Origin of the sequence: Streptomyces sp. NBC_00727, from assembly GCF_045161745.1 — a bacterium.
Classification (GTDB): Bacteria; Actinomycetota; Actinomycetes; order Streptomycetales; family Streptomycetaceae; genus Streptomyces.
In genome coordinates this window covers 2,314,741-2,337,011 of sequence record NZ_CP108981.1, presented here as the reverse complement: position 1 = coordinate 2,337,011, position 22,271 = coordinate 2,314,741, and the positions used below count along the sequence as shown (strand labels likewise).

Sequence of the window (22,271 nt, the reverse complement as noted above, 5' to 3'; positions counted from 1 at the left end):
GGCGCATACGTCCTGCCGCCGGGGCGCGCGACACCCCGGCCGCGCCCCCGGCGCACTCAACAAGCCCCGCGCACCCGGTGTTCCGCCAGGTGCGCCAGCACCGCGTGGTTCGCCTCCCAGCCGTCCGGGAACTTCACCGTGACGCCGAGCTGGACCGGTTCTGTCGACGGGTGCTCGTCCAGCAGGTCGGCCACGCCCTCGCGGCAGACCACGATGCACGCGTGCCGGTGGCGGGAGGCCAGGACGCACAGCCGCCCCGTCTCCAGGTGGAACGCGGTGGCGTCCGGGCGGCCCGACAGCGGGTGCAGCACCACCGTCACGTCGAACTCGCGGCCCTGCAGCCGGTTCGCCGTGTCCACCGCGACCCCCGTCACGCCGAGCTCCGCCAGCGCGGCGCGCACCGCCGCCGCCTGGTCGCGGTGGGCCGTGCCGACCGCGACCCGGTCCGCCGTCACCGGGGCCGGATCGGGGGAGCGCTCACTGACGGCGGCCCCGCCCCGGTCCAGCAGGCGGCGCACCACCAGGGCGACGGCGCGGACCGCCTCCGGGTCGGTGCGCGGGGTGTGCCGGGCCGGCAGTTCGAGCAGGCCCCAGCCCGAGTCCGCCGCCTCGTCCAGCACCCGGTCCGTCGCCGACCCGTCCGACGCGACGCCGAAGGACAGCCGCCGGTCGCCGTGGTCCGTGCCGCTGCGGAACGGGGTGTACGGGTAGAACGCGTCCGACACCAGCGGCGCCGCCGACGCGGGGAGCCGCCAGGAGACCGGCAGCCGGTGCTGCGGCAGCTCCGGGTTGTGCGCGAGCAGCGTGCTCACCGCGCTCGCCGAGGGGTCGTAGCTCAGCCCCGCCCACTGGTCCGCGCCGACGATCGAGAACGGGTCCAGCTGGCCCGGGTCGCCCACGAACAGCGCCCGCTCGAAGAGCCCGGCCACCGCCAGCAGCGCGTCCGAGCGCATCTGGTACGCCTCGTCGACGATCGCGTGCCCCCACGGCTCCACGTTCTTCACATGGCCCCACTTCGCCGCCGTCGAGATCACGACGTCGAGGCCCGCCAGGTCCGCCGCCTTCGCGGACTTGCGCACGTTCTCCAAGCCGTCCAGCACCTTGTCGTACGGGTCGGGGTCGTTGCTGTGCAGCCGGCCCACCGGCAGCCCGGGCTCCTTCTCCGCGAGCCGCACCACCAGGTCGTCCACCTGCGCGTTCGTCTGCGCGACCACCATCAGCGGGCGGCCCGCCGCGGCCAGCTCCAGCGCGGCGCGCACCACCAGCGTCGACTTGCCCGCGCCCGGCGGGGAGTCCACCACGATGCCCCGGGCCGTGCCGTTCAGCGTGTCGTCCAGGATTTTCGCGGTGGCCAGGCCCGCCGCCGCGCCCGGGTCGAATACGGCCGTCAAAGCAGGTCCTCCGGGGTCGAGGGGTCGGGCAGCTCCGCCGCTTCGAGGCCGCCCGGCGGACCGCCGTGGGTCCACGGGGTCTCCTCGGCGTCCGGCAGCTGCGGCCCGCCGCGCTGGTCGTGCTCGAACAGGGTCCAGGCGATCCGCTCGCCCGGCTCCGGGACCGACCCCGGGGCGGGCTCCTTGCCGCGCCCCATCCGGTCGGTGATCCGCAGCACCAGCGAGGGCGCGCCGCCCTCCTCGTCCGCCGGGCCGTACCCGGCGAACTGGGCGGTCTGCGGCTTGCCGTCCAGCGAGCGGTAGACCTTGACGCCCTCGCCCAGCTGCGGCCGCTCGTCGGTGCGGACGGTGACCAGCGGGCGCGGCGAGGGCCGCTTCGACTCGCTGTACGCCATCTCCACCGCGCTCACCTCGCCGATGAACGCCTCCCCGGCCAGCCGGCGGCCCGCCAGGACCAGCGGATCGTCCAGCGCCTCCTGCGCCTCCAGCTGCGCCTGGGCCGTCTCCCGCGCGGCCAGCTTGCGGGCGGCCGTCACGGCGTCGTCCCGGCGCGGCTGCGGCGGCTCACCGGAGCGGACCCGGTCGCGGTGGGCGGTGAACGACCAGCGGTCCCGGGTCCAGCGGTCCTCGGTCCTGGCCCCCTCGGGCAGCTCCCGCAGCAGGTCCAGGCCCCGCCACACCGCGTCCCAGGTCGGCCGCAGCACCCCGGCCAGCAACGCCCTGATCTCCCGCTCGGCCCCGGACAGTCCGGCGAGCCGGGCATCGGCCGCGAGCCCGTCCTCGGCGGCCGCCAGCGAGGCGCGCGCCCGGTCGTACTTCTCGATCGCCGGGGCCAGCAGCCGGTTGTCGAAATCGGGGTCGGTGGCCGGGCCGGCCGGCGGGCACAGCAGCTGCCCCGCCGCGTCCCGGGCCAGCTCCGCGCGGAGCGCCGCCTCGGCACCGGACTCGCCGGCCGGCGGGTCGATCCAGGCGAGCAGGGCCCCCAGGTGCTGGTCCTCCAGATTCGACTGGCCGGTCGCCCAGTGCCGGTTGAGGAGATCGGTGCAGGCGAGCAGGAGCGAGGAGCCGGGGACCCGGGCCCGCTCGCCGTAGTGCGTCAGCCAGCGCCCGAGGAGCGGGACCCGGGCGGGCGCCGGATACGGCGTGTCCGGGTCGTCCTCGGCGGTGCGCCGGAAGCGCATGGAGCGGCCCAGCAGCCGGACGAACTCGATGCCCGCGCGGCTCGGGACGACGATCTGCGCCGCGTCCACGCACAGCTCGGTCTCGACCTTGACCCGCTTCCCGGTCGCCGGATCCGTCTCGTTGCGCTCGGCGGGCTCGATGACGTCCGCGTACGACTCGATGTGCGGCAGCACCGCCTCGGCCAGCTCGGCGAGGAACGCGAACCGCAGGTCCCGGTCGCGGGGCTGGGCCACGGCCAGCAGCCGGGGCGCCTCCCGGTCCGTGCCGACGAGCGCGCCGAGCGGGGCGCCCGCCTCGCCCGCCGTGGTCAGCGGCACCAGGACGAGCGGGCGGCCGGTCAGCCGGCGGTGGCGGACGGTGGCCGTCGGCCCGGCCCGGCCGCTCTCCACGGCCTCCAGCCGGGCCAGCGTGTTGATCAGTGACATACGGCGCGTCCCTCCAGTGCCTCGGCGCGCAGGGCCGCCGCGCGGCGCAGGGCGGCGACCGCGGGGTCGGCCGGGTCGCCCTCCTTGCCCGCGGCCGCCGCCAGCACCCCGGCGACCGTCGTCAGACCGCCCAGCTCGCCCCGCACCCCGCGGCCCAGCGCCTCCACGGCGCCCTCGGCGCGGGCCCGGGACCGGCAGTGGAAGGCCAGCTCGCAGGCGGACAGGCACTCCGGCGCGTAGGCGGCGGCGACCGACTCGACGGCCGTCTCCAGGTCCTCGGGGGAGCGCTCCGGGTCGAACGACGCGCCCGCGGGGAGGGCCGCCGCGATCTCCTCGACGCGGGTGAGGCGGGTCAGCTGGCGGCGGGTGACGGCGCGCTGCTTGCGTACGTCGACGACGGAGGCGGCCGGCAGGTTCGAGAAGTCCTTCGGGCAGACCAGCAGCACCCGGTGCCCCACCCGGGCCCCGTCCGTGACCTCCGCGACGCGCTCCAGCGCCAGGACGTAGACCGCGGACTGGCGGGCTGCCGCGCCCACCTTCGCGGCGTCCGCGGAGCCGTCGATCATGGGGAACGACTTGATCTCGACGACCGTCCAGGTGCCGTCGGGGTGCACCACCACCGCGTCCGGCTCCAGATAGGCCGGGGAGCCCGCCACCTCCAGGGCGAGCATCGGGTGGTCCAGCAGCGCCCAGCCGCCGGCCCCGGTCGCCTCCCGCAGCGCCAGCGCGGTGCGGGCCGCGCGGCCCTCGGGCCCGGCCGCCGTCAGGTCCGGCACGGCCACCTCGCGAGGCGGTTCACCGGAGCCGCCGAGCCGCTCGTGCAGCAGGCGCATCAGCTCCGTACCGCCGTCGGCCTTGACCCGGGCCTCGAAGGCGTTGCCCCGCATGAAGGCGAACTGGGACTGGCCGAAGGGGGCCGGTGAGCCCAGCGCGGAGGCGAGCGCGCCCTTGTCGACCCCGGCCCCGTCGAGCAGGGCGCGGCGCTTGCAGCCCGGGTTGGCGGCGAGGGCCGCGAGCGCGCGGGCGTCCAGCGGGCGCGGGGCGACCGCCGGGCCTCTCAGCTCAGCGAGCCGCCGTCGCAGGGTCCCCGTCGGGGGCCCGTCCGGACCGGTCGGCGCCGTCGGCCCGGGCAGGCGGGCCGGCCGCTGCTGCCGCGTCGGATGGTTCTGCGGAGGAGGTCCGCTGGCCGGGGATTCGCTCACCCGCCGAAGTCTTGCATCCGGCACTGACATCCGTGGACGGTACGGCCTCGGAGGTCCCGGAGAACCGGGGCATCACCGCCGCCTTGACCCGGTCGGCCAGGCGCATCACGGGCCGGGCCAGCAGGGCCCCGACGCCCATCACGGCGCAGCCGGCGACCGCGTCGAGCAGATAGTGGTTGGCGGTGCCCATCACGACGAACGTGGTGATCAGCGGGTACGCGATGCCCGCGGCGCGCAGCGCCGGGTGCTTGGCGTGGCGCCACAGCAGGATGCCGCACCACAGCGCCCAGCCGACGTGCAGGCTGGGCATCGCCGCGTACTGGTTGGTCATCCCGCCCATGCCGCGCGGCGCGCTCGCCTCCGTACCCCACCAGCCGTACGAGCTGTACTGCGCCATGGTGTCGACGAATCCGTGCTTCGCGTCCAGCAGCCTCGGCGGGCACGTCGGCATCAGCGTGAAGCCGATCAGTCCGAGCATGGTCGAGGTCATCAGCCAGGTGCGGGCCCTGCGGTACGCGGCCGAGTGGCGGCGGAACATCCAGATCAGGACGGCCGGGGTGACGACGTAGTGCAGGGAGGCGTACGCGAAGTCGGAGGGCACGCCTATGGAGGCGTGCGCCGTGAAGAGGCGGTTGAGCGGGTGCTCCGCGTTCAGGAACAGGGCCTTTTCCACGCGCAGGATGCTCAGGCCGTGGTCCACGGCCGTGGACACGTCACCGCGTACGAGGAGCCGGCCGCCGGAGTACGCCGCGTACACCAGGGCCAGGAGCGGCAGCTCGGTCCACCAGCGGAGCCGGTGGCGCGGAGCGGGCGCGGTGGTGGCGTGCGGCATCCGGAACTTCTCCATCATGTTTCATGCGGCCGACTGCGGGCGTTCAACCGTACGGTGCGCGTCGGCCGCGTGTCCCCCGGGGGTGTGGTCGGCACCCCTCAGTTGTTCGGATTCATCTGTGGTCAATGGGACGCCGCTACGGCCCCCCGGGTTGCTTCATGGGCGGATACGGGATGATGGGAACAAGGTCTCAGATGACCGCATCCCAGGTCCCAGCTTTTCAGGGAGAACCCTTTTATGGCACCGCGCATCCTGCTCGCCCGGCACGGGCAGACGGAATGGTCCCTCAACGGCAGGCACACCGGCAGGACGGACATTCCGCTGCTCGACGCCGGACGCGAGGGGGCGAAGCTCCTCGGCCGGCGGCTGCACAAGGGGCCGTGGGCGGAGCTGCGCGACCTGGAGGTCCGCACCAGCCCGCTCGTCCGCGCCTCCGAGACGTGCGAGCTCGCCGGTTTCGGCGACCGCGCGGAGGCGTGGGACACGCTGATGGAGTGGGACTACGGGGCGTACGAGGGGATGACCCCGGACGAGATCAAGGCCGGCCGGCCGGACTGGTTCATCTGGCGCGACGGGGTGCCGGAGGGCGAGAGCACCGCCGAGGTGTCGGCCCGGGCCGACGAGATAGTGGAGTGGGCCCGCTCGGCCGACCGCGACGTCCTGGTCTTCGCCCACGGCCACATCCTGCGGGCGCTCGGCGCGCGCTGGATGGGCGAGGACGTCGCCTTCGGCGCGCGCATCTGGCTGGCGCCGACGTCGCTGTCGGTCCTGGGCTGGACGTACGGGTCGCCGGCGATCCACCACTGGAACGACACGGGGCACCTTGAGCGGTGAGCGGTGCCCCTGCGGGGGGCGGTGCGCATTCCAGCCCGTCCGGCGCCCCTGGCGGGGCCGGTGCGGCGGTGAATTCCAGCCCGTCCGGCGTTTGAGGACGGAACCGTTGCGCACGGGGTGCGGTGCGCGTTCCGGGGCCCCGGCCGGAGGGCCGAGTGGTGTGCCCCGGACCGGGGCAGAGGGTTCCGTCCTCAAACGCCGGACGGGCTGGGTTGGCTGGGTTGGCCGGGTTGGCCGGGCGCGGCAGCGGTCTCGTAGCGGTCCAGGAAGTCGCGCACGCGCGGCGGCGCCCCTGACCGGGGCCCCAGGGCCCCCACCGCGTCCATGAGCATCGCGCGGATGCGGGAGGACTGGACCTCGTCCAGCAGGTCCAGGACCGCGTGGCCGGCCGACGCCGCCTCCTCGGGGCGGCCCCCGCGGGCCAGGTCCCAGGTCAGCTCCGCGCGGTACAGCGCGAGGTTGCGGGTGAAGCGGGGGTCCTGGAGCCGGACCGCCCGGTCCGCGTGGCGCGCGGCCCGGGACCAGTCGCCGAGGGCCGCCCAGCACTGGGCCTCCAGCATCTCCAGCTCCGCCTCGCGGAAGAAGCTCATCCATTCCGGGTCCGCCCCCGACGGCCCCCGCGAGAACGCGGTGTGCGCCCGGCCGAGCGCCCGCTCGCAGCCCGTCCGGTCCCCGAGCCCCGCCCGGCCCCCCGCCTCCCGGAGCGCGAGCAGCGCCCGCAACCGGGGCGAGCCCAGCCGCTGCGCGGCGCGCAGGCCCGCCTCCGCCGCCCGCACGGCCTCGCGCGGCCGCCCCGTATCGCGGGCCAGGAACGACGCGTTGCAGAACGCGTGCGCCTCCAGGGCCGGGTCCCCGGCCACCCGCGCCATGGCCAGCGCTTCCGCGTAGTGCGAGCGGGCGTCCTCGAAGCGGCCCGAGTCGTGGGCCAGCCACCCCACCGAGAGGGCCAGCTCACCGGCGCCCGAGTGCAGCCGGTCCGCCGTGGCGCCCCGGCTCGCGGTCCCGGCGTCGAGCAGGGCGTACGCCGCGCGCAGCGGCTGCGAGGCGCGCCGGTAGAGCCAGTCCCCGCCGTGCCGGTCGTCCAGCAGCCGGATCTGCCGCACCGCCCGCTCGACGGCGCTCACCTCCGTCTGGCCGACCCGGCGTTGCAGGGGCAGGGAGACGGCCGGGCCGCCGAGGCCCAGACCCAGGGAGACGGCCGCCACCGCGGTGGTGCCGCTCGTCATGAACACGCGACGCAGCACGTCGCTCTCCTCGTCGGTGTCGCTGCCTGGCTCCAGCGGCGGGGCAGTCGGGGGTTGCGGGGCGTCCGCCGCGGGCCTGGCCGCCCGCCCGCGTACGGAATCGCGGGGCGAGAAGCCCAGGTCCTCCAGGGTCGTCCCGGGGAACATGTGCAGGAAGACCCGCTCGTACGCGTAGTTGGGACAGCGGATCTCGCCGGACTCCACGCGTCCGATGTACCGGGCGTCGCACGCGACCTGCTCGCCGATCTCGCGAGCCGACCTGCGTACCGCGGTAGCGAACTCCCCGGCGGAGCGCGAACCGCGCAGCCGCCGGAAGGCGAGGTTGGGAACTGCCCCTGTCGACACCATGGCGTGGCCCTCTCGGTGCGAGCCGGGCGTTGTTTCCGGTGTCCCGGCGGAGCAAGAACGTACCCGCTGTGACGGTACGCACACGCAGCGTTTCCGGACGAAGTGGGCATCTCGGACGCGATCCGCCATGAACTGCCACCCTTTGCGGCGGTGTCGCACCGTAGCCCTTGACGCGGTCGGGGCGTTGGACCCTACGGAGACGGAGTGCGGCTCCGCCCGGCGATGAGAGGAGAGGTCCCTTGTTGCACACCGACATGGCGACCGGCGGTACGGCGTCCGCCGACGAACCCTGTGATCTGGTGACCGTGCCCGCCCGGCAGGGTCTGGAGGCCGTCGACATCCTGCGCCGGGGCGCCGCGCAGGACGTCGTGGGCCCCGTCATCCACGACGGCACCTGCGACACCCTCGGCTTCCTGGTACCGCCGGGCACCGCGCAGGGCTGGGACGTACCGGGCAGCGCCTGTACGCGGACCGACGGCCGGGGGCTGCGCATCCCCGCCGAGCCGCCGGTCTCCGGCAGCGGCTGGCTGCTGCCGCCCGCCGCGGACACCCCGGTCACCGACCCGGCCGTGCTGCGCGACGCGCTCGACCAGGCGGCCCGGCTGATCGAGGCCGCCGACAACTGCCGCTGAGCCGGCCGCCCTCATCGCACCGATAATGGCCGTACGGCGGGCGGCGCGGACCGGTCCGTCCCGTACAAGGTGAGCAGTGGGCAGGGGCGAGAAGCAGTGGCACGTCGAGGAGCGTCCGGCGACCGCAAGGGGCGCGCGGGCCGCGCGGTCCCGGACAGCAACGTCTCCGAGCCCGTGGACGGCGGGCTCGCCGAGCTCGTGCCCGACCGGGAGCGCCGCCGTGCCTGGACGCTGACGATCGACGGGGCCCCGCAGTCCCACGTCGACCTCGACGACCCGGCGTACCTCTCCTTCGAGTACCAGCGCCGCATCGGGCACATCGCGGACCTCGTCGCCCCCGCCGGGCAGCCGCTGCACGTGGTGCACCTGGGCGGCGGGGCCCTCACGCTCGCCCGGTACGTCGCCGCGACCCGTCCCCGGTCCACCCAGCAGGTCATCGAGGTGGACGCGGCCCTCGTGCAGCTGGTGCGCCGCGAACTGCCGCTGGACCCGCAGGCCAGGATCAGGGTCAGGTCCACCGACGCCCGCGCCGGGCTCGGGAAGATCCAGGACGGCTGGGCCGACCTCGTCATCGCGGACGTCTTCAGCGGTGCGCGCACCCCGGCGCACCTGACCACCACCGAGTTCCTCGCCGAGGTGCGCCGGGTCCTGAAACCCGGCGGGACGTACGTCGCCAATCTCGCGGACGGGCCGCCGCTGGCCCACCTGCGCGGCCAGATCGCCACCGCCGCCACGGTCTTCCCCGAACTCGCCCTCGCCGCCGACCCCACGGTGTGGCGGGGCCGCCGCTTCGGCAACGCGGTCCTGCTGGCCTCCGACACGGCGCCCGAGATCGCCCGGCTCACCCGCCGGGTCGCGACGGACCCGCACCCCGGGCGCGTCGAACACGGCAGGGCCCTCGCGGACTTCACCGGTGGCGCGGCCCCCGTGCACGACGCGGACGCCCGCCCGTCACCGCCGCCGCCCCCGGGCGCGTTCCACTGACGCCCGTCAAGAGTTGACGATGTCCACCTGGGGCGCGTGGTCGTTCCAGGTGCAGAAGACGGAGACCGTCGTGCCGTCGTCCCGGGCGAAGTTCACCCGTATCCAGGTCGTGTTGGACCACACCCGCATCGACCAGCCCGGCTCCGGGGTCGCGGACACCAGGTCCGCCGAGTCCTCCCGGATCTCGAACACGATCCGGCCGCCGTCCGTCGCGTAACTCCGCGCCTGCCCGGCCGGGGTGGTGGTCCCGGACGCCGGACGAGGGGTGTTGGGCGCCGGGGTGCGGGACGGCGAGGGGGTACGGGACGGCGTCGTGGACGGCGTCGGGGTGGTGGCCCGGGGCTTCGGGCCGGGGGAGGCCGGCGGGGCGGGGCGGTGCGTCGAGGACGCCAGGCTCTCCGTCGTCGGCTCCGAGACCGGCACCGCGCGCGGCGGGTCGTACACCGTGCCGGCCAGCACGGAGTGCACACCCCACCACGACACCGTGACCGCCGCGCCGGTGGCGAGCGACCACGCCAGCGCGTGTACGAGACCTCGTTGCATCATCAACATCCTGCACCACGAACCCGGTGGACATGACACCCGGGCAGGTCCGATGGCGTACGGTGCCGCCCATGCCCAGTGTGCTCGTGGTCGAGGACGACCAGTTCGTACGTTCCGCCCTCATCCGGCACCTGACGGAGGCCGGTCACACCGTACGGAGTGTCGGCACCGCTCTGGAAGCGCTGCGCGAAGTCGCCCACTTCCGTTTCGACGTGGTCATCCTCGACCTCGGACTGCCCGATCTCGACGGGTCCGAGGCGCTGAAGATGCTGCGCGGCATCACCGACGTGCCCGTCATCATCGCGACCGCCCGCGACGACGAGAGCGAGATCGTCCGGCTGCTCAACGACGGCGCCGACGACTACCTCACCAAACCGTTCTCCGTGGAGCACCTCTCGGCCCGGATGGCCGCCGTGCTCCGCCGGGCACGGGCCGCCGGCGGCGAGGCACCGCCCTCGCGCGTCATCCAGGTCGGCGGGCTGTCCATAGACCCGCTGCGCCGGCGGGCCGAACTCGACGGCGCCGCGCTCGACCTCACCCGCCGCGAGTTCGACCTGCTGACCTTCCTGGCCGGGCGGCCCGGCGTCGTCGTCCCCCGCAAGGAGCTCCTCGCCGAGGTCTGGCAGCAGTCCTACGGCGACGACCAGACCATCGACGTCCACCTCTCCTGGCTGCGCCGCAAGCTCGGCGAGACCGCGGCCCGGCCCCGCTACCTGCACACCCTGCGCGGCGTCGGCGTGAAGCTCCAGCCCCCGGCCCCGGAGCAGCCGGCATGAGATGGGCCCTGGTCAAGGTGTGCCTGGCCGTCACCGCGATGGTCGTGGTCGCCTTCGCGGTGCCGCTCGGGCTCGTCGTCAAGGAGATGGCCCGCGACCGCGCGTTCTCCGACGCCGAACGCCAGGCCGCGACGATCGGCCCGACGCTCTCCATCACCACGGACCGGGCCCAGCTCGAGAAGGCCGTGCTCACCACCGAACCGGGCGCCGCCGGCCGGATGGCCGTCCACATCCCGGCCACCGGCGAGCCCGACGGCGTGGAGGTGGACATCGGCCGCGGGCACGCCACCCGCGAGGAGCTGGAGACCGTACGCGTCTCGGGCCGCGCCGCCATCACCGAGGTCACCGGCGGCTCGGTGCTGCTCCAGCCCACCGCGGTGGGCCCCGAGGACATCGCCGTCGTCGAGGTGTTCGTGCCCGAGGACGCGGTCTCCCACGGGGTCACCACCGCCTGGCTGATGCTGGCGGGCGTCGGCGTCGCGCTCATCGTCGGCTCGGTCGCCGTGGCCGACCGCCTCGGCGTCCGCATGGTCGAGCCCGCCCGCCGCCTCGCGGGCGCCGCGCACGACCTGGGGGAGGGGCGGCTCGGCACCCGCGTCCGGGAGGAGGGGCCGGACGAACTCCGGTCCGCCGCGGTCGCGTTCAACTCCATGGCCGACCAGGTCGTCCAGCTCCTCGCCAACGAACGCGAGCTGGCCGCCGACCTCTCGCACCGGCTGCGCACCCCGCTCACCGTCCTCAGGCTGAACGCCGCGTCCCTCGGCGACGGACCCGCGGCCGAGCAGACCCGGGCGGCCGTCGAACAACTGGAGGGCGAGGTCGACACGATCATCCGGACCGCCCGCGAGCAGCGCCCGCAGACCCAGCCCGGCGGCCCGGGCGCCGGCTGCGACGCCTCCGAGGTGATCCGCGAGCGGATGGGCTTCTGGTCCGCGCTGGCCGAGGACGAGGGCCGCGAGGTGCGCCTCGCCGGGGTGGACCGTACGCTACGCATCCCGGTCGCCCGGCCCGAACTGGCGGCCGGGCTCGACGCGTTGCTCGGAAACGTCTTCCGGCACACCCCGGAGGGCACCGCCTTCGCGGTCGACGTGCACCACAGCGGTGACGCGGTGATCGTGCTGGTCTCGGACGCGGGCGGCGGCATCGCGGACCCGAAGGCGGCCCTGGCGCGCGGCGGGGCCCGGGACGCGGTGGGCTCGACCGGCCTCGGGCTCGACATCGTCCGCCGGGTCGCCGAGTCCACCGGCGGGGACGTGCGCATCGGCCGCTCGGTGCTGGGCGGCACGGAGGTCCGGGTCTGGATCGGGCTCGACGGACAGCGCCCGCGGCAGCGCGGACGCGGCCACCGGGTGGGCCGGCAGCGACGCCGCCTCCGGGGTGCGGGACGCCCGAACCTTTAGCGCGGCCGATGCGCTCCTTAAGGCAGCCCTAAGAACATCAACTCCGGTCCGGCTCGCCCCATTTGCCCGTTCCGCAGCCGCTAGCGTGCTCCCGCATCCCCCACTCCCGTACGACGAGGCAGGAACGCGATGGGCACCAGCACGCACCGGCGCACGATGGGCACGAGGACCAAGGTGACCGGCTCGGTCGTCGCGGCGGCCGTGATCGGCGGAACGGTCTTCGCCCTCACCGGCACGGCCCAGGCGTCGGCGGTCGGCGCCGCGTACACCCGTACCAGTGGCTGGACCGGCGGATACACCGGGCAGTACGTCGTCACCAACGACACCGGCGCCGCGAAGAACGACTGGACGCTCGAATTCGACCTGCCGGCGGGCACGAAGCTCAGCTCGCTGTGGAACGGCGAGCACACCGTCAGCGGCAGCCACGTCACCGTGCGGCCCGCCGGCTGGAACAAGCAGCTCGCCGCCGGGCAGTCCGTCACCGTCGGCTTCGTCGCCGCCTCCGACGGCACGGCCGCCGACCCCACCGGCTGCCTCATCGACGGCGCGAAGTGCTCCGTCGACCCCGGCGCCACCCCCGAACCCAGCGGCCGCCCCACCGAGTCCGCGACCCCGACCCCCACGGCCACCCCCACCGACAAGCCCAGCGACACGGCCACCCCCACCCCCACGCCGACCCCCACGAAGACCGACGACGGCGGCTCCACCGCCAGCGGCGCCCGCTTCGCCCCGTACGTGGACACCTCGCTCTACCCCGCGTACGACCTGGCCGGCACCGCGAACAAGACCGGGGTCAAGCAGTTCAACCTCGCCTTCATCACCTCGGGCGGCAGCTGCGCCCCCCTCTGGGGCGGGGTCACCGGCCTCGGTGACGACCACGTCGCCTCCCAGATCGGCGCCCTGCGCGCGGCCGGCGGCGACGTCCGGGTCTCCTTCGGCGGGGCCGCCGGCTCCGAACTGGCCCTGCGCTGCTCCTCGGCCGCCGACCTCGCCGCCGCGTACGGCAAGGTCGTCGACACGTACAAGCTGACCAAGGTCGACTTCGACATCGAGGGCGGCGCGCTCCCCGACACCGCCGCCAACACCCGCCGCTCGCAGGCCATCGCGCAGCTCCAGAAGTCGCACCCCGGCCTGGACGTGTCCTTCACCCTGCCGGTGATGCCCGAGGGCCTGACCCAGCCCGGCGTCGACCTGATCGCCGACGCGAAGAAGAACGGCGTGGACGTCGGCGCGGTCAACATCATGGCCATGGACTACGGCGCCTCCTACAGCGGCGACATGGGCACGTACGCCGTCCAGGCGGCCACCGCCACCCAGGCCCAGATCAAGGGCGTGCTCGGGCTCTCCGACGCCGAGGCGTGGAAGGCCGTCGCCGTCACCCCGATGATCGGCGTGAACGACGTCAGCACCGAGGTCTTCAAGGTCGAGGACGCCACCCAGCTGGTGACCTTCGCCAAGGAGAAGGGCCTCGCCTGGCTCGCGATGTGGTCGGGCACCCGGGACAAGGAGTGCGCGGGCGGCGCGAAGCCCACCGCCGACGCCTCGTGCAGCTCCATCACGCAGGAACCGCTCGCCTTCACCAAGGCGTTCGGCGCCTACAAGTAGGACCACACCCCCTCCGCGCACCCCGACCCGGCCCCCCCTTCCCCCCACCCCGGCCGGGGTGCGCGCCCCACTGCCCCCGGCCGGGGCGAGCACCCCCCTTCACCCGGCCGGGGGCGCACCCCTTCCGGGAGCGGCTACCCCCGCGCCCGGTTCACCGCCGACAGCACCGCCGCCACCGACGCGGCCACACCCGAGGCGTCGCGCCCCGCACCCCAGCGCTCCTCGCCGTCCACCCGGCAGTGCGCGTACGCGGTCGCCGTCCCGGTCCCGTCCGGCCCCTGCTCCACCAGGTCCAGGACGGCCGCCTCCACCCCGGCCGCCGCCAGCGCGTCCGCGAACGCGGTGACCGGGCCGGTGCCCGTCCCCTCGTGGTCGCCCTCCCGCTCGTCCACCCGCAGGGTGCAGACGAAGCGGTGTTCACCGGCCGGGCCGGTCTGCGCCGACCAGGAGGTGAGGGCCACCCCGCCGTCCTGCCCGGGGGCCAGGTACGCCGCCTCGAAGAGGTTCCACAGGTCCTTCCCGGTGGCCTCCGCACCGCTGTCGTCGGTCGACCGCTGCACCGTACGGGAGAACTCCGCCCGCATCCCGGCCGGCAGGTCCACGCCGTGGCCGGTGCGCAGCAGATGGGCGATGCCGCCCTTGCCCGACTGCGAGTTGACCCGGATGACCGCCTCGTACGTACGCCCCACATCGGCCGGGTCGATCGGCAGGTACGGCACCTCCCACAGCTCGGACTCCCCGTCGGCGCGGCGGGCGAAGCCCTTGCTGATCGCGTCCTGGTGGGTGCCGGAGAACGCGGTGTACACCAGGTCTCCGCCGTACGGGTGGCGCGGTGGCACCGGCAGCCGGTTGCAGTGCTCGACCGTGCGGCGGATCTCGTCGATGTCCGAGAAGTCGATCATCGGGTCGACGCCCTGGGCGTGCAGGTTGAGCGCCAGGTTGACCAGGTCGACGTTGCCGGTGCGCTCGCCGTTGCCGAACAGGCAGCCCTCCACCCGCTGGGCGCCCGCCAGCACCGCCAGCTCCGCGCAGGCCACGCCCGTACCGCGGTCGTTGTGCGGGTGCACGGAGAGGATGACCGAGTCCCGCCGGGCCAGATTGCGGTGCATGTACTCGATCTGGTCCGCGTAGACGTTGGGCGTGGCGATCTCCACCGTGGCCGGCAGGTTGTGGACGACCGGCCGGTCCGGCGAGGCGTCCCACAGCTCGGTCAGGCTGTCGCAGATCTCCAGGACGTAGTCCGGCTCGGTCAGGTTGAAGACCTCCGGCGAGAACTGGAACCGGATGTCCGCCTCGGGCCTCGCCCGCGACAGCCGGTCCATCTGCCGTGCCGCGTCCAGCACCACGCCGTGCACCCCGGCCCGGTCGCGGCCCAGGACCACCTCGCGCCAGACGGGCGCGGTCGCGATGTAGAGGTGGACGACGACCCGGTCCAGGCCCGCCACCGACTCGAAGGTCCGCTCGATGAGGTCCGCCTTGGCGGGAGTGAAGACGACCACGGTGACGTCGTCGGGGACGGCCCCGCTCGTCGCCAGGTGGCGTACGAAGTCGAAGTCGGTGCGGCTCGCGGACGGGTAGCCGACCTCGATCTCCTTGAAGCCCATCGCGACCAGCAGGTCGAACATCCGCCGCTTGCGCGGGGTGTCCATCGGCTCGGCGAGGGCCTGGTTGCCGTCCCGCAGGTCCACCGGCACCCACAGCGGGGGCCGTTCGATACGGGCCTGCGGCCAGCTCCGCGCGGTCAGCGGGACCGCCACGCGGTCGTACGCGGAGCGGTAGCGGTGCGAGGGCATGGAGCTGGAGCGCTGGGGGTTCCAGCGGGGCGCGGCCTCGGGGACCGGGCCGCGGGGCGTGCAGATGGTGGGGAAGCCGTGCATCGGGGACCGGGCGTCGGATGTGGCCGCGGACATGAACCCGGGCGTGAACTCGCGCATGAACGGTGTCTCTTCTCGCATCGCCTGATGCGACCGGCACAGCACGGCACCCCGCGGCGGGGTGCCGATCGCTTCAGGCCCCGCCGCGGCACCCGAGAAGGAGGAGACCGCGGTACGTCATGGGCGGTACAGTAACCAGAACGTAACCCCTCAGACAACCTGACAGGTGAACGACGTGTCCCCGCCCGGCCCGCTCCGCCCCAGCCCCCTCGTCGAACAGGCGACCAGCCATCTGCGGACGCGGATCACCGAGGGGCACTGGCCGGTCGGCACGAAGCTCCCGGGCGAGACGACCCTCGCCCGCGACCTGGGTGTGGGCCGCTCCACGGTCCGCGAGGCGGTCCGCACCCTCGCCGCGCTCGGCCTCCTGCGGTCCCGGCAGGGCGCCGGCGTCTTCGTCGTCGCGGACCACGTCACCGAGGACTGGCCGGTGCGGCTGCGCCGGGCGTCGGTCGCCGACGTCTACGAGGTCCGCATGCTCATCGAGGTCCAGGCCGCCCGCCTAGCCGCCCACCGCCGCACGGACGAGGACCTGACCGCCCTCGACGCGGCGCTCACCGCCCGGCTGGAGGCGGGGGAGGGCGCCGACGACGCGGACTTCGTGGACGCGGACATCGCCGTGCACCGGGCGGTCGTGGCCGCCGCGCACAACCCGGTCCTCAGCGACCTCTTCGCCGAGTTCGTCCCGGCCCTGCGGCAGGGGCTCATCGACCTGGTGGACCTGCTCGGGCTGCGCCGCGCGGACCCCCAGCACGGGCACGCGGGCCACCGCGCCCTGGTCACGGCCGTGGTGGCGGGCGACGCGGACGCGGCGGCGCGCGCCGCGCACGAGGAGCTGGCCGCCACGCTGGCCCGGCTGCGCACGGCCTGACGGGGCCGCCGCTCCGGGCGTCGGCCGCTCCGGGCGTCGGCCGCTCCGGGCGTCCGCCGCTCCTGTGCGTACTCGCCGAGGACGCCCCGCGGGTGGTGGCCGGTCTTCGCGGCGATCCGGCCGCGGCGGCGCCCCGGAGGGGCGCTCGGTGAGCCGGAACGCCGGGCCGACGGGCTCGTGGACGCCCTCCGGGGAGCAGGCGGACCTCCTTGCCGGGCCAGGGCCTCCGAACCACTTCGGCCCACCCCGCCCCGCCGGCGTCAGCCGGCCCCGGCTTCGGGCAAAGAACGCGCAACTCCGCATCCCCGCCCCCTCGGTGCCGTATCCCGTTCACTTCCCGGCGGGCCCTTCGCGGTTCTCCGCGGTCCAGGAAGACCGTTTCCGGGGGATGCCGAAAAACCGGCACCACAGCCGGTTTCCGGGGGCGATCCGACCAAGATCCAACCCCAACCGGCCTCCCACCTGCGGAAATTCAAACCTCCACGCCGCGCCGCAACGCGGCGCCCCGCTTTGGCAAGCCCTCGGTCGGACACGGTCTCGTGACTTGCAGGACACGCTCGCGCAACGGAAGCGCCTTCAACTCTTGACACCCACCCCCCGCAGGCAGCAATCTTCCGACATCGACGCATGGGAGCGCTCCCACATCACGCGGGATTTTCCCGGGTGAACGGCACTGCCCGTGTCCTCCCCCCTGAACCATCCGGCACCCGCACTCACCAGCGCGAATGCCACGCAGTGAGCCAGTCCCACCCTGGAACAAGGAGTAGTGGAATGCGTATCACCCGCACCGCCGCCGGTCGGAGCCGCAGAGTCGCGGTTCTGGCCACCACGGGCCTGACAGCCACGGCGCTGTTGTTGACCGGCTGCAGCAGCGACTCGGACTCGTCGGACGACACGTCCTCCGACGCGAACGGGAAGATTACGCTGACCGTCGCGGACTACGGGCAGTTCGGCTACAAGGAAGCCGGCCTCTTCGCGAAGTACCACGAGCTGCACCCGAACATCACGGTGAAGGAAGAGACCACCGCCAAGGAGGAGGACTACTACCCCAAGCTGCTCCAGCAGCTGAACTCGGGCAGTGGTCTGGCCGACGTCCATGGCCTTGAGGTCGGACGCATCAAGGAGATCGTCGACACGAAGGCGGACCAGTTCGCCGACCTGAGCAAGGTCATCGATGTCAACGAGTGGGTGTCCTGGAAGGAGAAGCAGGCCACCACCAAGGACGGCAAGGTGATCGGCGCGGGGACCGACATCGGCCCGATGTCGCTCTGCTACAACAGGGAGCTCTTCGAGAAGGCCGGTCTGCCGACCGACCGCAAGGAAGTCGCCGCCAAGATCTCCGGCGGCTGGGAGGACTACCTCAAGCTCGGTGAGGAGTTCAAGAAGAAGGCGCCCAAGGACACCTACTTCATGGACTCCGCCAGCGCGATGTTCAACGCCGTGGTCAGCTCGAACGCGAAGCAGTACTACGACGAGGACGGCAAGGCGATCTACGCGGAGAGCCCCAGCGTCAAGCAGGGCTGGAACCTGGCGGCCGAGGCCGCGGACAAGAAGCTGACCCAGGGCCTCGCCCAGTTCAGTGACCCGTGGAAGGCCGCTCTGCGCAAGAGCTCGATGGCCACCGTCGTCTGCCCGGCCTGGATGGCCGCCCAGATCTCGGTGAACGCCGGTGAAGGCAACAAGGGCAAGTGGGACATCACCACCGCCCCCGGTTCGTCCGCCGCCAACTGGGGCGGATCGTTCCTCGGTGTGCCCAAGGCGGGCAAGCACGTGGAGGAGGCCAGCAAGCTCGCGAAGTGGCTGACCGCCCCCGAGCAGCAGGCCGCCGTCTTCAAGGCGACCGGCCTCTTCCCGTCCAACAAGGGCGCGTACGAGCTGGCCGACGTGAAGAACGGCAAGCTCGAGTACTTCAACAACGCCCCGATCGGCCAGATCTACGCCGATGAGGCCAAGTCCATCCCCGAGGCCATCATCGGCCCGAAGGACGCCGACATCAAGCAGGCCATCTCCACCCAGATCAACAACATGGAGCAGCGCGGAACCGAGCCCGACAAGGCGTGGGACGCGGCGACGGATCAGATCGACAAGGTGATCGGCTGACGTTCGCAGCGGCGGGCGGCCCCCGGGCCGCCCGCACCTGCGCGTCGCCATCCCGCAGGGGCGTGGCCGTGCGGGACGCGTCTGCCGGCGGGCTTGCACGGGGCGACCGGGTAACTCCCCGGCCGCCCCGTGGAAGCCCACCGCACGCCTCCTCGGCCCCTGCCTCGTACCCGGGTAACTCAAGCACTCCAGGGAAGGAATCCCGCCCGTGGCCACCTCGTCTCCCACCCGGGACGTGTACACCCCGCCGCCCCCCGGCTCACAACGGAAGCCGGCGAGCACCCGCCGGCAGACGTGGCGGAGCCGCCTCTGGCGGTTCGACGACAAGGCGTCGCCGTACGCCTACATCGCCCCGTTCTTCCTCGTCTTCGGCGCCTTCGGGCTCTACCCGCTGATCTACACCGGCTGGATCGCCCTCCACCGGGTCGAGATGACCGGCCTGGACCAGATGGAATGGGTCGGCTGGGGCAACTTCGACAGGATCCTGCACGACTCGGAGTTCTGGACGGCCGTCAGCAACACCTTCCTGATCGGTGTGATGTCGACGGTCCCGCAGCTGCTCGTGGCCCTGGGCCTGGCGCACCTGCTGAACTACAAGCTCCGCGCCAGCACCTTCTGGCGGACCATCATCCTGACCCCGTACGCCACCTCGGTGGCCTCCGCGGCCCTCGTCTTCGCCCTGGTCTTCCGGACCGACGGCGGTCTGCTGAACTGGGCGCTGGAGTTCGTCGGCCTCGGCGACACGAACTGGGCCAACGGTCACTGGACGTCCAAGATCGCCATCTCCGTCATCGTGATCTGGCGCTGGACCGGCTACAACACCCTGATCTACCTCGCCGCGATGCAGGCCGTGCCGTCCGATCTGTACGAGGCCGCCTCGCTGGACGGCGCCTCGCGCTGGCAGCAGTTCCTCAAGGTGACCATCCCCTCGCTGCGGCCCACGATCCTGTTCACGATCGTCATCTCGACCATCGGTTCCATGCAGCTGTTCGGCGAGCCCCTGCTGTTGGAGGGCGGCGCGCTCGGTGCGACCGGCGGCAACGAGAACCAGTACGAGACGCTCAGCATCTACCTCTTCAACTACGGCTGGAAACTGGGCCATCTCGGTCCGGCCGCCGCAGTGGCCTGGGCGATGCTCGCCATCCTGCTGATCATCGCCGCGGTCAACTGGCTCATCGGCCGCTTCGTACGCAAATCCGCGGTCTGACCGGGAGCGATATCCATGACCATCACCAGCCCCACCAAAGCCCCCGGGTCCGTCCGCCCGGTGCGCACCGCCCACCGCGCGCAGAAGCGCCCGAGCCGCTTCAAGCCCGGTGCCGGGCAGCAGCTGAAGGGCGGTCCGTTCGCCTACATAGCGCTGGCCGTCGTCGGCATCGGCTCGCTGCTGCCGCTTTACTGGACCCTGGTGGCCGCGTCCCACACCCAGGACGAAGTGCTGGCCACCACCCCGCCGTTCCTGCCGGGCGGCCGGCTCTTCCACAACCTCGAAGCCGCCTGGGAGCAGGCCAACCTCGGCAAGGCGATCGTCAACAGCTTCATCGTCTCCGGCTGCATCACGCTGGCGACGCTCTTCTTCTGCACCCTGGCCGGCTACGCCTTCGCCAAGATGCGCTTCCGGGGCCGCGGCGCGCTGATGACCGCGGTGATCGCGACCCTGACCATCCCGCCGCAGCTCAGCGTCGTCCCGCTGTTCATGATGATGGCCGACCTCGGCTGGGGCGGAAGCCTCGAGTCGGTGATCTTCCCGACCCTGGTCAGCGCGTTCGGCGTGTTCTTCATGCGGCAGTACCTGATCGAAGCGCTGCCCTACGAGCTGATCGAGGCGGCCAAGATCGACGGTGCGAACAACTTCCGCATCGTGCTGAGCGTCGTGCTCCCGGTGGCCCGCCCCGCGATGATGGTGCTGGGCATGCTGACCTTCGTCCAGTCGTGGAACGACTTCTTCTGGCCCTACCTCGCGCTGAACCAGCAGAACCCCACCCTTCAGGTGGCCCTCGGCTCGCTGAAGGCCTCCTACACCCCCGACGAGAGCATCGTGATGGCCGGCGCGCTGATCAGCACCCTGCCGCTGCTCGTGGTGTTCGTCATCTTCGGCAAGCAGATCGTCGGCGGCATCATGTCCGGCGCCGTCAAGGGCTGACCACCCGCTCGCCGCTTCTCCGTCACGGAGCCGTACGGTCCCCGCCCGCCCCGCGGACCGTACGGGCTCCGTAGCCCCACCCCGTCACCGCCCCTGTCCGTCACACCCCTGGGAGCGCTCCCGCATGACTGCCGTACGACCTGACATCGCCCCGAAGCCGGTGCCCGAGGCCATCACCACGTTCCCGACGGGCTTCGTCTGGGGAGCGGCCACCGCCGCCTACCAGGTCGAGGGTGCCGCCGCCGAGGGCGGGCGCACGCCCTCCATCTGGGACACCTTCAGCCGCACCCCCGGCAAGGTCCGCAACGGCGACACCGGTGACATCGCCGCCGACCACTACCACCGCTACCGCGACGACGTGGCCCTGATGAAGCAGCTGGGGCTGAAGGCGTACCGCTTCTCCATCTCCTGGTCCCGGGTCCAGCCCACCGGCCGCGGCCCCGCCGTCGAGCGCGGGCTCGACTTCTACCGCAAGCTGGTCGACGAGCTGCTGGAGGCCGGCATCACGCCCGTCGCCACCCTCTACCACTGGGACCTGCCCCAGGAGCTGGAGGACGCGGGCGGCTGGCCGGAGCGCGCGACCGCCGAGCGGTTCGCGGACTACACCGCGATCATGGCCGGCGCGCTCGGCGACCGCGTCGGTACGTGGACCACCCTCAACGAGCCGTGGTGCTCGGCCTTCCTCGGCTACGGCTCCGGCGTGCACGCCCCCGGCCGCACCGAGCCCGCCTCCGCCCTGCGGGCGGCCCACCACCTCAACCTCGCCCATGGCCGGGCGATCGAGGTTCTGCGCGGTCAACTCCCCGCTACCGCGCAGACCTCGGTCACCCTCAATCTCCACCAGGTCCGCCCGCTGACGCCCAGCCCCGAGGACGCGGACGCCGCCCGCCGCATCGACGCGGTCGGCAACCGGGTCTTCACCGGCCCGATGCTGCACGGCGCCTACCCGGAGGACCTGCTCACGGACACCGCGCACCTGGTGGACTGGTCGAAGCTGGTCCAGGACGGTGACCTGGAGGCCATCGCGCGCCCGGTCGACGTCCTCGGCATCAACTACTACACGCCGACCCTGGTCTCCACGCCCGCCGAGGGCGCCGGCGACACCCGCAACGACGGCCACGGCGCGAGCGACCACTCGCCCTGGCCCGGCTCCGAGCACGTCGCCTTCCACCTCGCCGAGGGCAAGGCCACCACCGCCATGAACTGGTCGATCGACCCCAACGGGCTCTACAACCTGCTCATGGACGTCAACCGCGACCACCCCGGCATCCCGCTGATGGTCACCGAGAACGGCGCCGCCTTCGACGACTACGTCTCGCCCGAGGGCCGGGTGCAGGACCCCGAGCGCATCGCGTACCTGCACGGCCACCTCGACGCCGTGCAGCGCGCGGTCGCCGACGGCGCGGACGTGCGCGGCTACTTCCTCTGGTCGCTGCTGGACAACTTCGAGTGGGCGTACGGCTATTCGAAGCGGTTCGGCGCGGTGTACGTGGACTACGCCACCCAGCGCCGCATCCCGAAGGCCAGTGCCCACTGGTACGCCGACGTGATCCGCCGCCACGCCCTGCCCCCGCAGGGCGACCTCGCCTGACATCTCCCTCCCTCTCCGGTACGTCCTGACCCGTACCGGCCCGCTGAGACCCGGCACCCGTGCCGGGTCTCAGTCGTTTCCCGGCCCCGACGCCCCCGGCCTGTGCGTACCGCTTGACCACGCGCGTAGAGTGGGAGCGCTCCCATCCGGTGGGGCAGGGGAGCGGCCGACCGGTCCCGCACAGTGTCAGGGCGACCAACACCAGGACTTGGTTTGGTTATCCGACTGTGAGAA

The 22,271-nt window shown here is 73.2% G+C and carries 18 protein-coding genes; 11 read left to right on the top strand and 7 right to left on the bottom strand.

Annotated features, from left to right (window positions below; all coding sequences use genetic code 11):
- Positions 1 to 56: 56 nt before the first annotated feature.
- Genes OG242_RS10310 through OG242_RS10295 form a run of 4 tightly spaced genes read right to left on the bottom strand, consistent with a single transcriptional unit; the run spans position 57 to position 5,032 of the window.
- Positions 57 to 1,391, bottom strand: a complete 1,335-nt coding sequence (locus OG242_RS10310; protein WP_405897862.1) for an AAA domain-containing protein — start codon at positions 1,389 to 1,391, stop codon at positions 57 to 59.
- Positions 1,388 to 2,998 (bottom strand): hypothetical protein, encoded by a 1,611-nt coding sequence (locus OG242_RS10305; protein WP_405897861.1) that lies wholly within the window; start codon positions 2,996 to 2,998, stop codon positions 1,388 to 1,390. Before OG242_RS10305 ends, OG242_RS10310 begins: the two co-directional genes overlap by 4 nt.
- Positions 2,989 to 4,080 carry a hypothetical protein gene (locus OG242_RS10300; protein WP_405901571.1) on the bottom strand — a complete coding sequence of 364 codons (1,092 nt, stop codon included), beginning with the start codon at positions 4,078 to 4,080 and terminating at the stop codon, positions 2,989 to 2,991. Before OG242_RS10300 ends, OG242_RS10305 begins: the two co-directional genes overlap by 10 nt.
- Positions 4,061 to 5,032 (bottom strand): phosphatase PAP2 family protein, encoded by a 972-nt coding sequence (locus OG242_RS10295; protein ID WP_405901570.1) that lies wholly within the window; start codon positions 5,030 to 5,032, stop codon positions 4,061 to 4,063. Before OG242_RS10295 ends, OG242_RS10300 begins: the two co-directional genes overlap by 20 nt.
- Before the next feature lie 237 nt (positions 5,033 to 5,269).
- Between OG242_RS10295 and OG242_RS10290 the strand changes: the two genes are divergently transcribed.
- A complete protein-coding gene (locus OG242_RS10290) occupies positions 5,270 to 5,866 on the top strand; it encodes a histidine phosphatase family protein (RefSeq protein WP_405897860.1) in 597 nt (198 codons plus the stop codon).
- Between the two features lie 191 nt (positions 5,867 to 6,057).
- On the opposite strand, the gene OG242_RS10285 is transcribed toward OG242_RS10290, so the two are convergent.
- Positions 6,058 to 7,458 (bottom strand): tetratricopeptide repeat protein, encoded by a 1,401-nt coding sequence (locus tag OG242_RS10285; RefSeq protein WP_405897859.1) that lies wholly within the window; start codon positions 7,456 to 7,458, stop codon positions 6,058 to 6,060.
- A gap of 254 nt (positions 7,459 to 7,712) precedes the next feature.
- Between OG242_RS10285 and OG242_RS10280 the strand changes: the two genes are divergently transcribed.
- Entirely contained in the window at positions 7,713 to 8,090 is a 378-nt protein-coding gene (locus OG242_RS10280; RefSeq protein WP_093710801.1) for a hypothetical protein, read from the top strand.
- A 174-nt stretch (positions 8,091 to 8,264) separates the two neighbouring features.
- Positions 8,265 to 9,074, top strand: a complete 810-nt coding sequence (locus OG242_RS10275) for a spermidine synthase (protein WP_405901569.1) — start codon at positions 8,265 to 8,267, stop codon at positions 9,072 to 9,074.
- A 6-nt stretch (positions 9,075 to 9,080) separates the two neighbouring features.
- On the opposite strand, the gene OG242_RS10270 is transcribed toward OG242_RS10275, so the two are convergent.
- The gene (locus OG242_RS10270) at positions 9,081 to 9,620 is read right to left on the bottom strand and encodes a hypothetical protein (RefSeq protein WP_405897858.1); all 540 of its coding nucleotides are present in this window, start codon (positions 9,618 to 9,620) and stop codon (positions 9,081 to 9,083) included.
- 68 nt (positions 9,621 to 9,688) lie between these two features.
- Between OG242_RS10270 and OG242_RS10265 the strand changes: the two genes are divergently transcribed.
- The 3 genes from OG242_RS10265 (at position 9,689) to OG242_RS10255 (ending at position 13,398) form a co-directional block, all read left to right on the top strand.
- The gene (locus tag OG242_RS10265; protein WP_405897857.1) at positions 9,689 to 10,393 is read left to right on the top strand and encodes a response regulator transcription factor; all 705 of its coding nucleotides are present in this window, start codon (positions 9,689 to 9,691) and stop codon (positions 10,391 to 10,393) included.
- On the top strand, positions 10,390 to 11,793 hold the full coding sequence (locus OG242_RS10260; protein ID WP_405897856.1) for an ATP-binding protein: 1,404 nt from the start codon (positions 10,390 to 10,392) through the stop codon (positions 11,791 to 11,793). The genes OG242_RS10265 and OG242_RS10260 overlap by 4 nt, the downstream gene beginning before the upstream one ends.
- A gap of 129 nt (positions 11,794 to 11,922) precedes the next feature.
- The gene (locus tag OG242_RS10255) at positions 11,923 to 13,398 is read left to right on the top strand and encodes a cellulose binding domain-containing protein (protein ID WP_405897855.1); all 1,476 of its coding nucleotides are present in this window, start codon (positions 11,923 to 11,925) and stop codon (positions 13,396 to 13,398) included.
- 134 nt (positions 13,399 to 13,532) lie between these two features.
- On the opposite strand, the gene OG242_RS10250 is transcribed toward OG242_RS10255, so the two are convergent.
- Positions 13,533 to 15,275 (bottom strand): 2-isopropylmalate synthase, encoded by a 1,743-nt coding sequence (locus OG242_RS10250; RefSeq protein WP_405901568.1) that lies wholly within the window; start codon positions 15,273 to 15,275, stop codon positions 13,533 to 13,535.
- A 232-nt stretch (positions 15,276 to 15,507) separates the two neighbouring features.
- Here OG242_RS10250 and OG242_RS10245 point away from each other — a divergent pair, with 232 nt between their 5' ends.
- From OG242_RS10245 to OG242_RS10225, 5 genes are all read left to right on the top strand, one after another.
- Complete coding sequence (locus OG242_RS10245) at positions 15,508 to 16,203, top strand: FCD domain-containing protein (protein ID WP_405901567.1); 696 nt, start codon at positions 15,508 to 15,510, stop codon at positions 16,201 to 16,203.
- Positions 16,204 to 16,974: 771 nt separating this feature from the next.
- Positions 16,975 to 18,303, top strand: coding sequence for an ABC transporter substrate-binding protein (locus OG242_RS10240; RefSeq protein ID WP_405897854.1), 1,329 nt, complete (start codon positions 16,975 to 16,977; stop codon positions 18,301 to 18,303).
- Between the two features lie 208 nt (positions 18,304 to 18,511).
- Positions 18,512 to 19,510, top strand: a complete 999-nt coding sequence (locus OG242_RS10235; RefSeq protein ID WP_405897853.1) for a carbohydrate ABC transporter permease — start codon at positions 18,512 to 18,514, stop codon at positions 19,508 to 19,510.
- Between the two features lie 15 nt (positions 19,511 to 19,525).
- Positions 19,526 to 20,446, top strand: a complete 921-nt coding sequence (locus tag OG242_RS10230; protein ID WP_405897852.1) for a carbohydrate ABC transporter permease — start codon at positions 19,526 to 19,528, stop codon at positions 20,444 to 20,446.
- A 124-nt stretch (positions 20,447 to 20,570) separates the two neighbouring features.
- On the top strand, positions 20,571 to 22,037 hold the full coding sequence (locus OG242_RS10225; protein ID WP_405897851.1) for a GH1 family beta-glucosidase: 1,467 nt from the start codon (positions 20,571 to 20,573) through the stop codon (positions 22,035 to 22,037).
- The last annotated feature ends 234 nt before the right edge of the window (positions 22,038 to 22,271 follow it).

Coding starts and splice junctions, on each gene's coding strand:
- OG242_RS10305 (WP_405897861.1), bottom strand. CDS start 2,998: ATGTCACTGATCAACACGCTGGCCCGGCTGGAGGCCGTGGAGAGCGGC.
- OG242_RS10295 (WP_405901570.1), bottom strand. CDS start 5,032: ATGCCGCACGCCACCACCGCGCCCGCTCCGCGCCACCGGCTCCGCTGG.
- OG242_RS10290 (WP_405897860.1), top strand. CDS start 5,270: ATGGCACCGCGCATCCTGCTCGCCCGGCACGGGCAGACGGAATGGTCC.
- OG242_RS10285 (WP_405897859.1), bottom strand. CDS start 7,458: ATGGTGTCGACAGGGGCAGTTCCCAACCTCGCCTTCCGGCGGCTGCGC.
- OG242_RS10280 (WP_093710801.1), top strand. CDS start 7,713: ATGGCGACCGGCGGTACGGCGTCCGCCGACGAACCCTGTGATCTGGTG.
- OG242_RS10270 (WP_405897858.1), bottom strand. CDS start 9,620: ATGATGCAACGAGGTCTCGTACACGCGCTGGCGTGGTCGCTCGCCACC.
- OG242_RS10265 (WP_405897857.1), top strand. CDS start 9,689: ATGCCCAGTGTGCTCGTGGTCGAGGACGACCAGTTCGTACGTTCCGCC.
- OG242_RS10260 (WP_405897856.1), top strand. CDS start 10,390: ATGAGATGGGCCCTGGTCAAGGTGTGCCTGGCCGTCACCGCGATGGTC.
- OG242_RS10255 (WP_405897855.1), top strand. CDS start 11,923: ATGGGCACCAGCACGCACCGGCGCACGATGGGCACGAGGACCAAGGTG.
- OG242_RS10250 (WP_405901568.1), bottom strand. CDS start 15,275: ATGCACGGCTTCCCCACCATCTGCACGCCCCGCGGCCCGGTCCCCGAG.
- OG242_RS10240 (WP_405897854.1), top strand. CDS start 16,975: ATGCGTATCACCCGCACCGCCGCCGGTCGGAGCCGCAGAGTCGCGGTT.
- OG242_RS10230 (WP_405897852.1), top strand. CDS start 19,526: ATGACCATCACCAGCCCCACCAAAGCCCCCGGGTCCGTCCGCCCGGTG.
- OG242_RS10225 (WP_405897851.1), top strand. CDS start 20,571: ATGACTGCCGTACGACCTGACATCGCCCCGAAGCCGGTGCCCGAGGCC.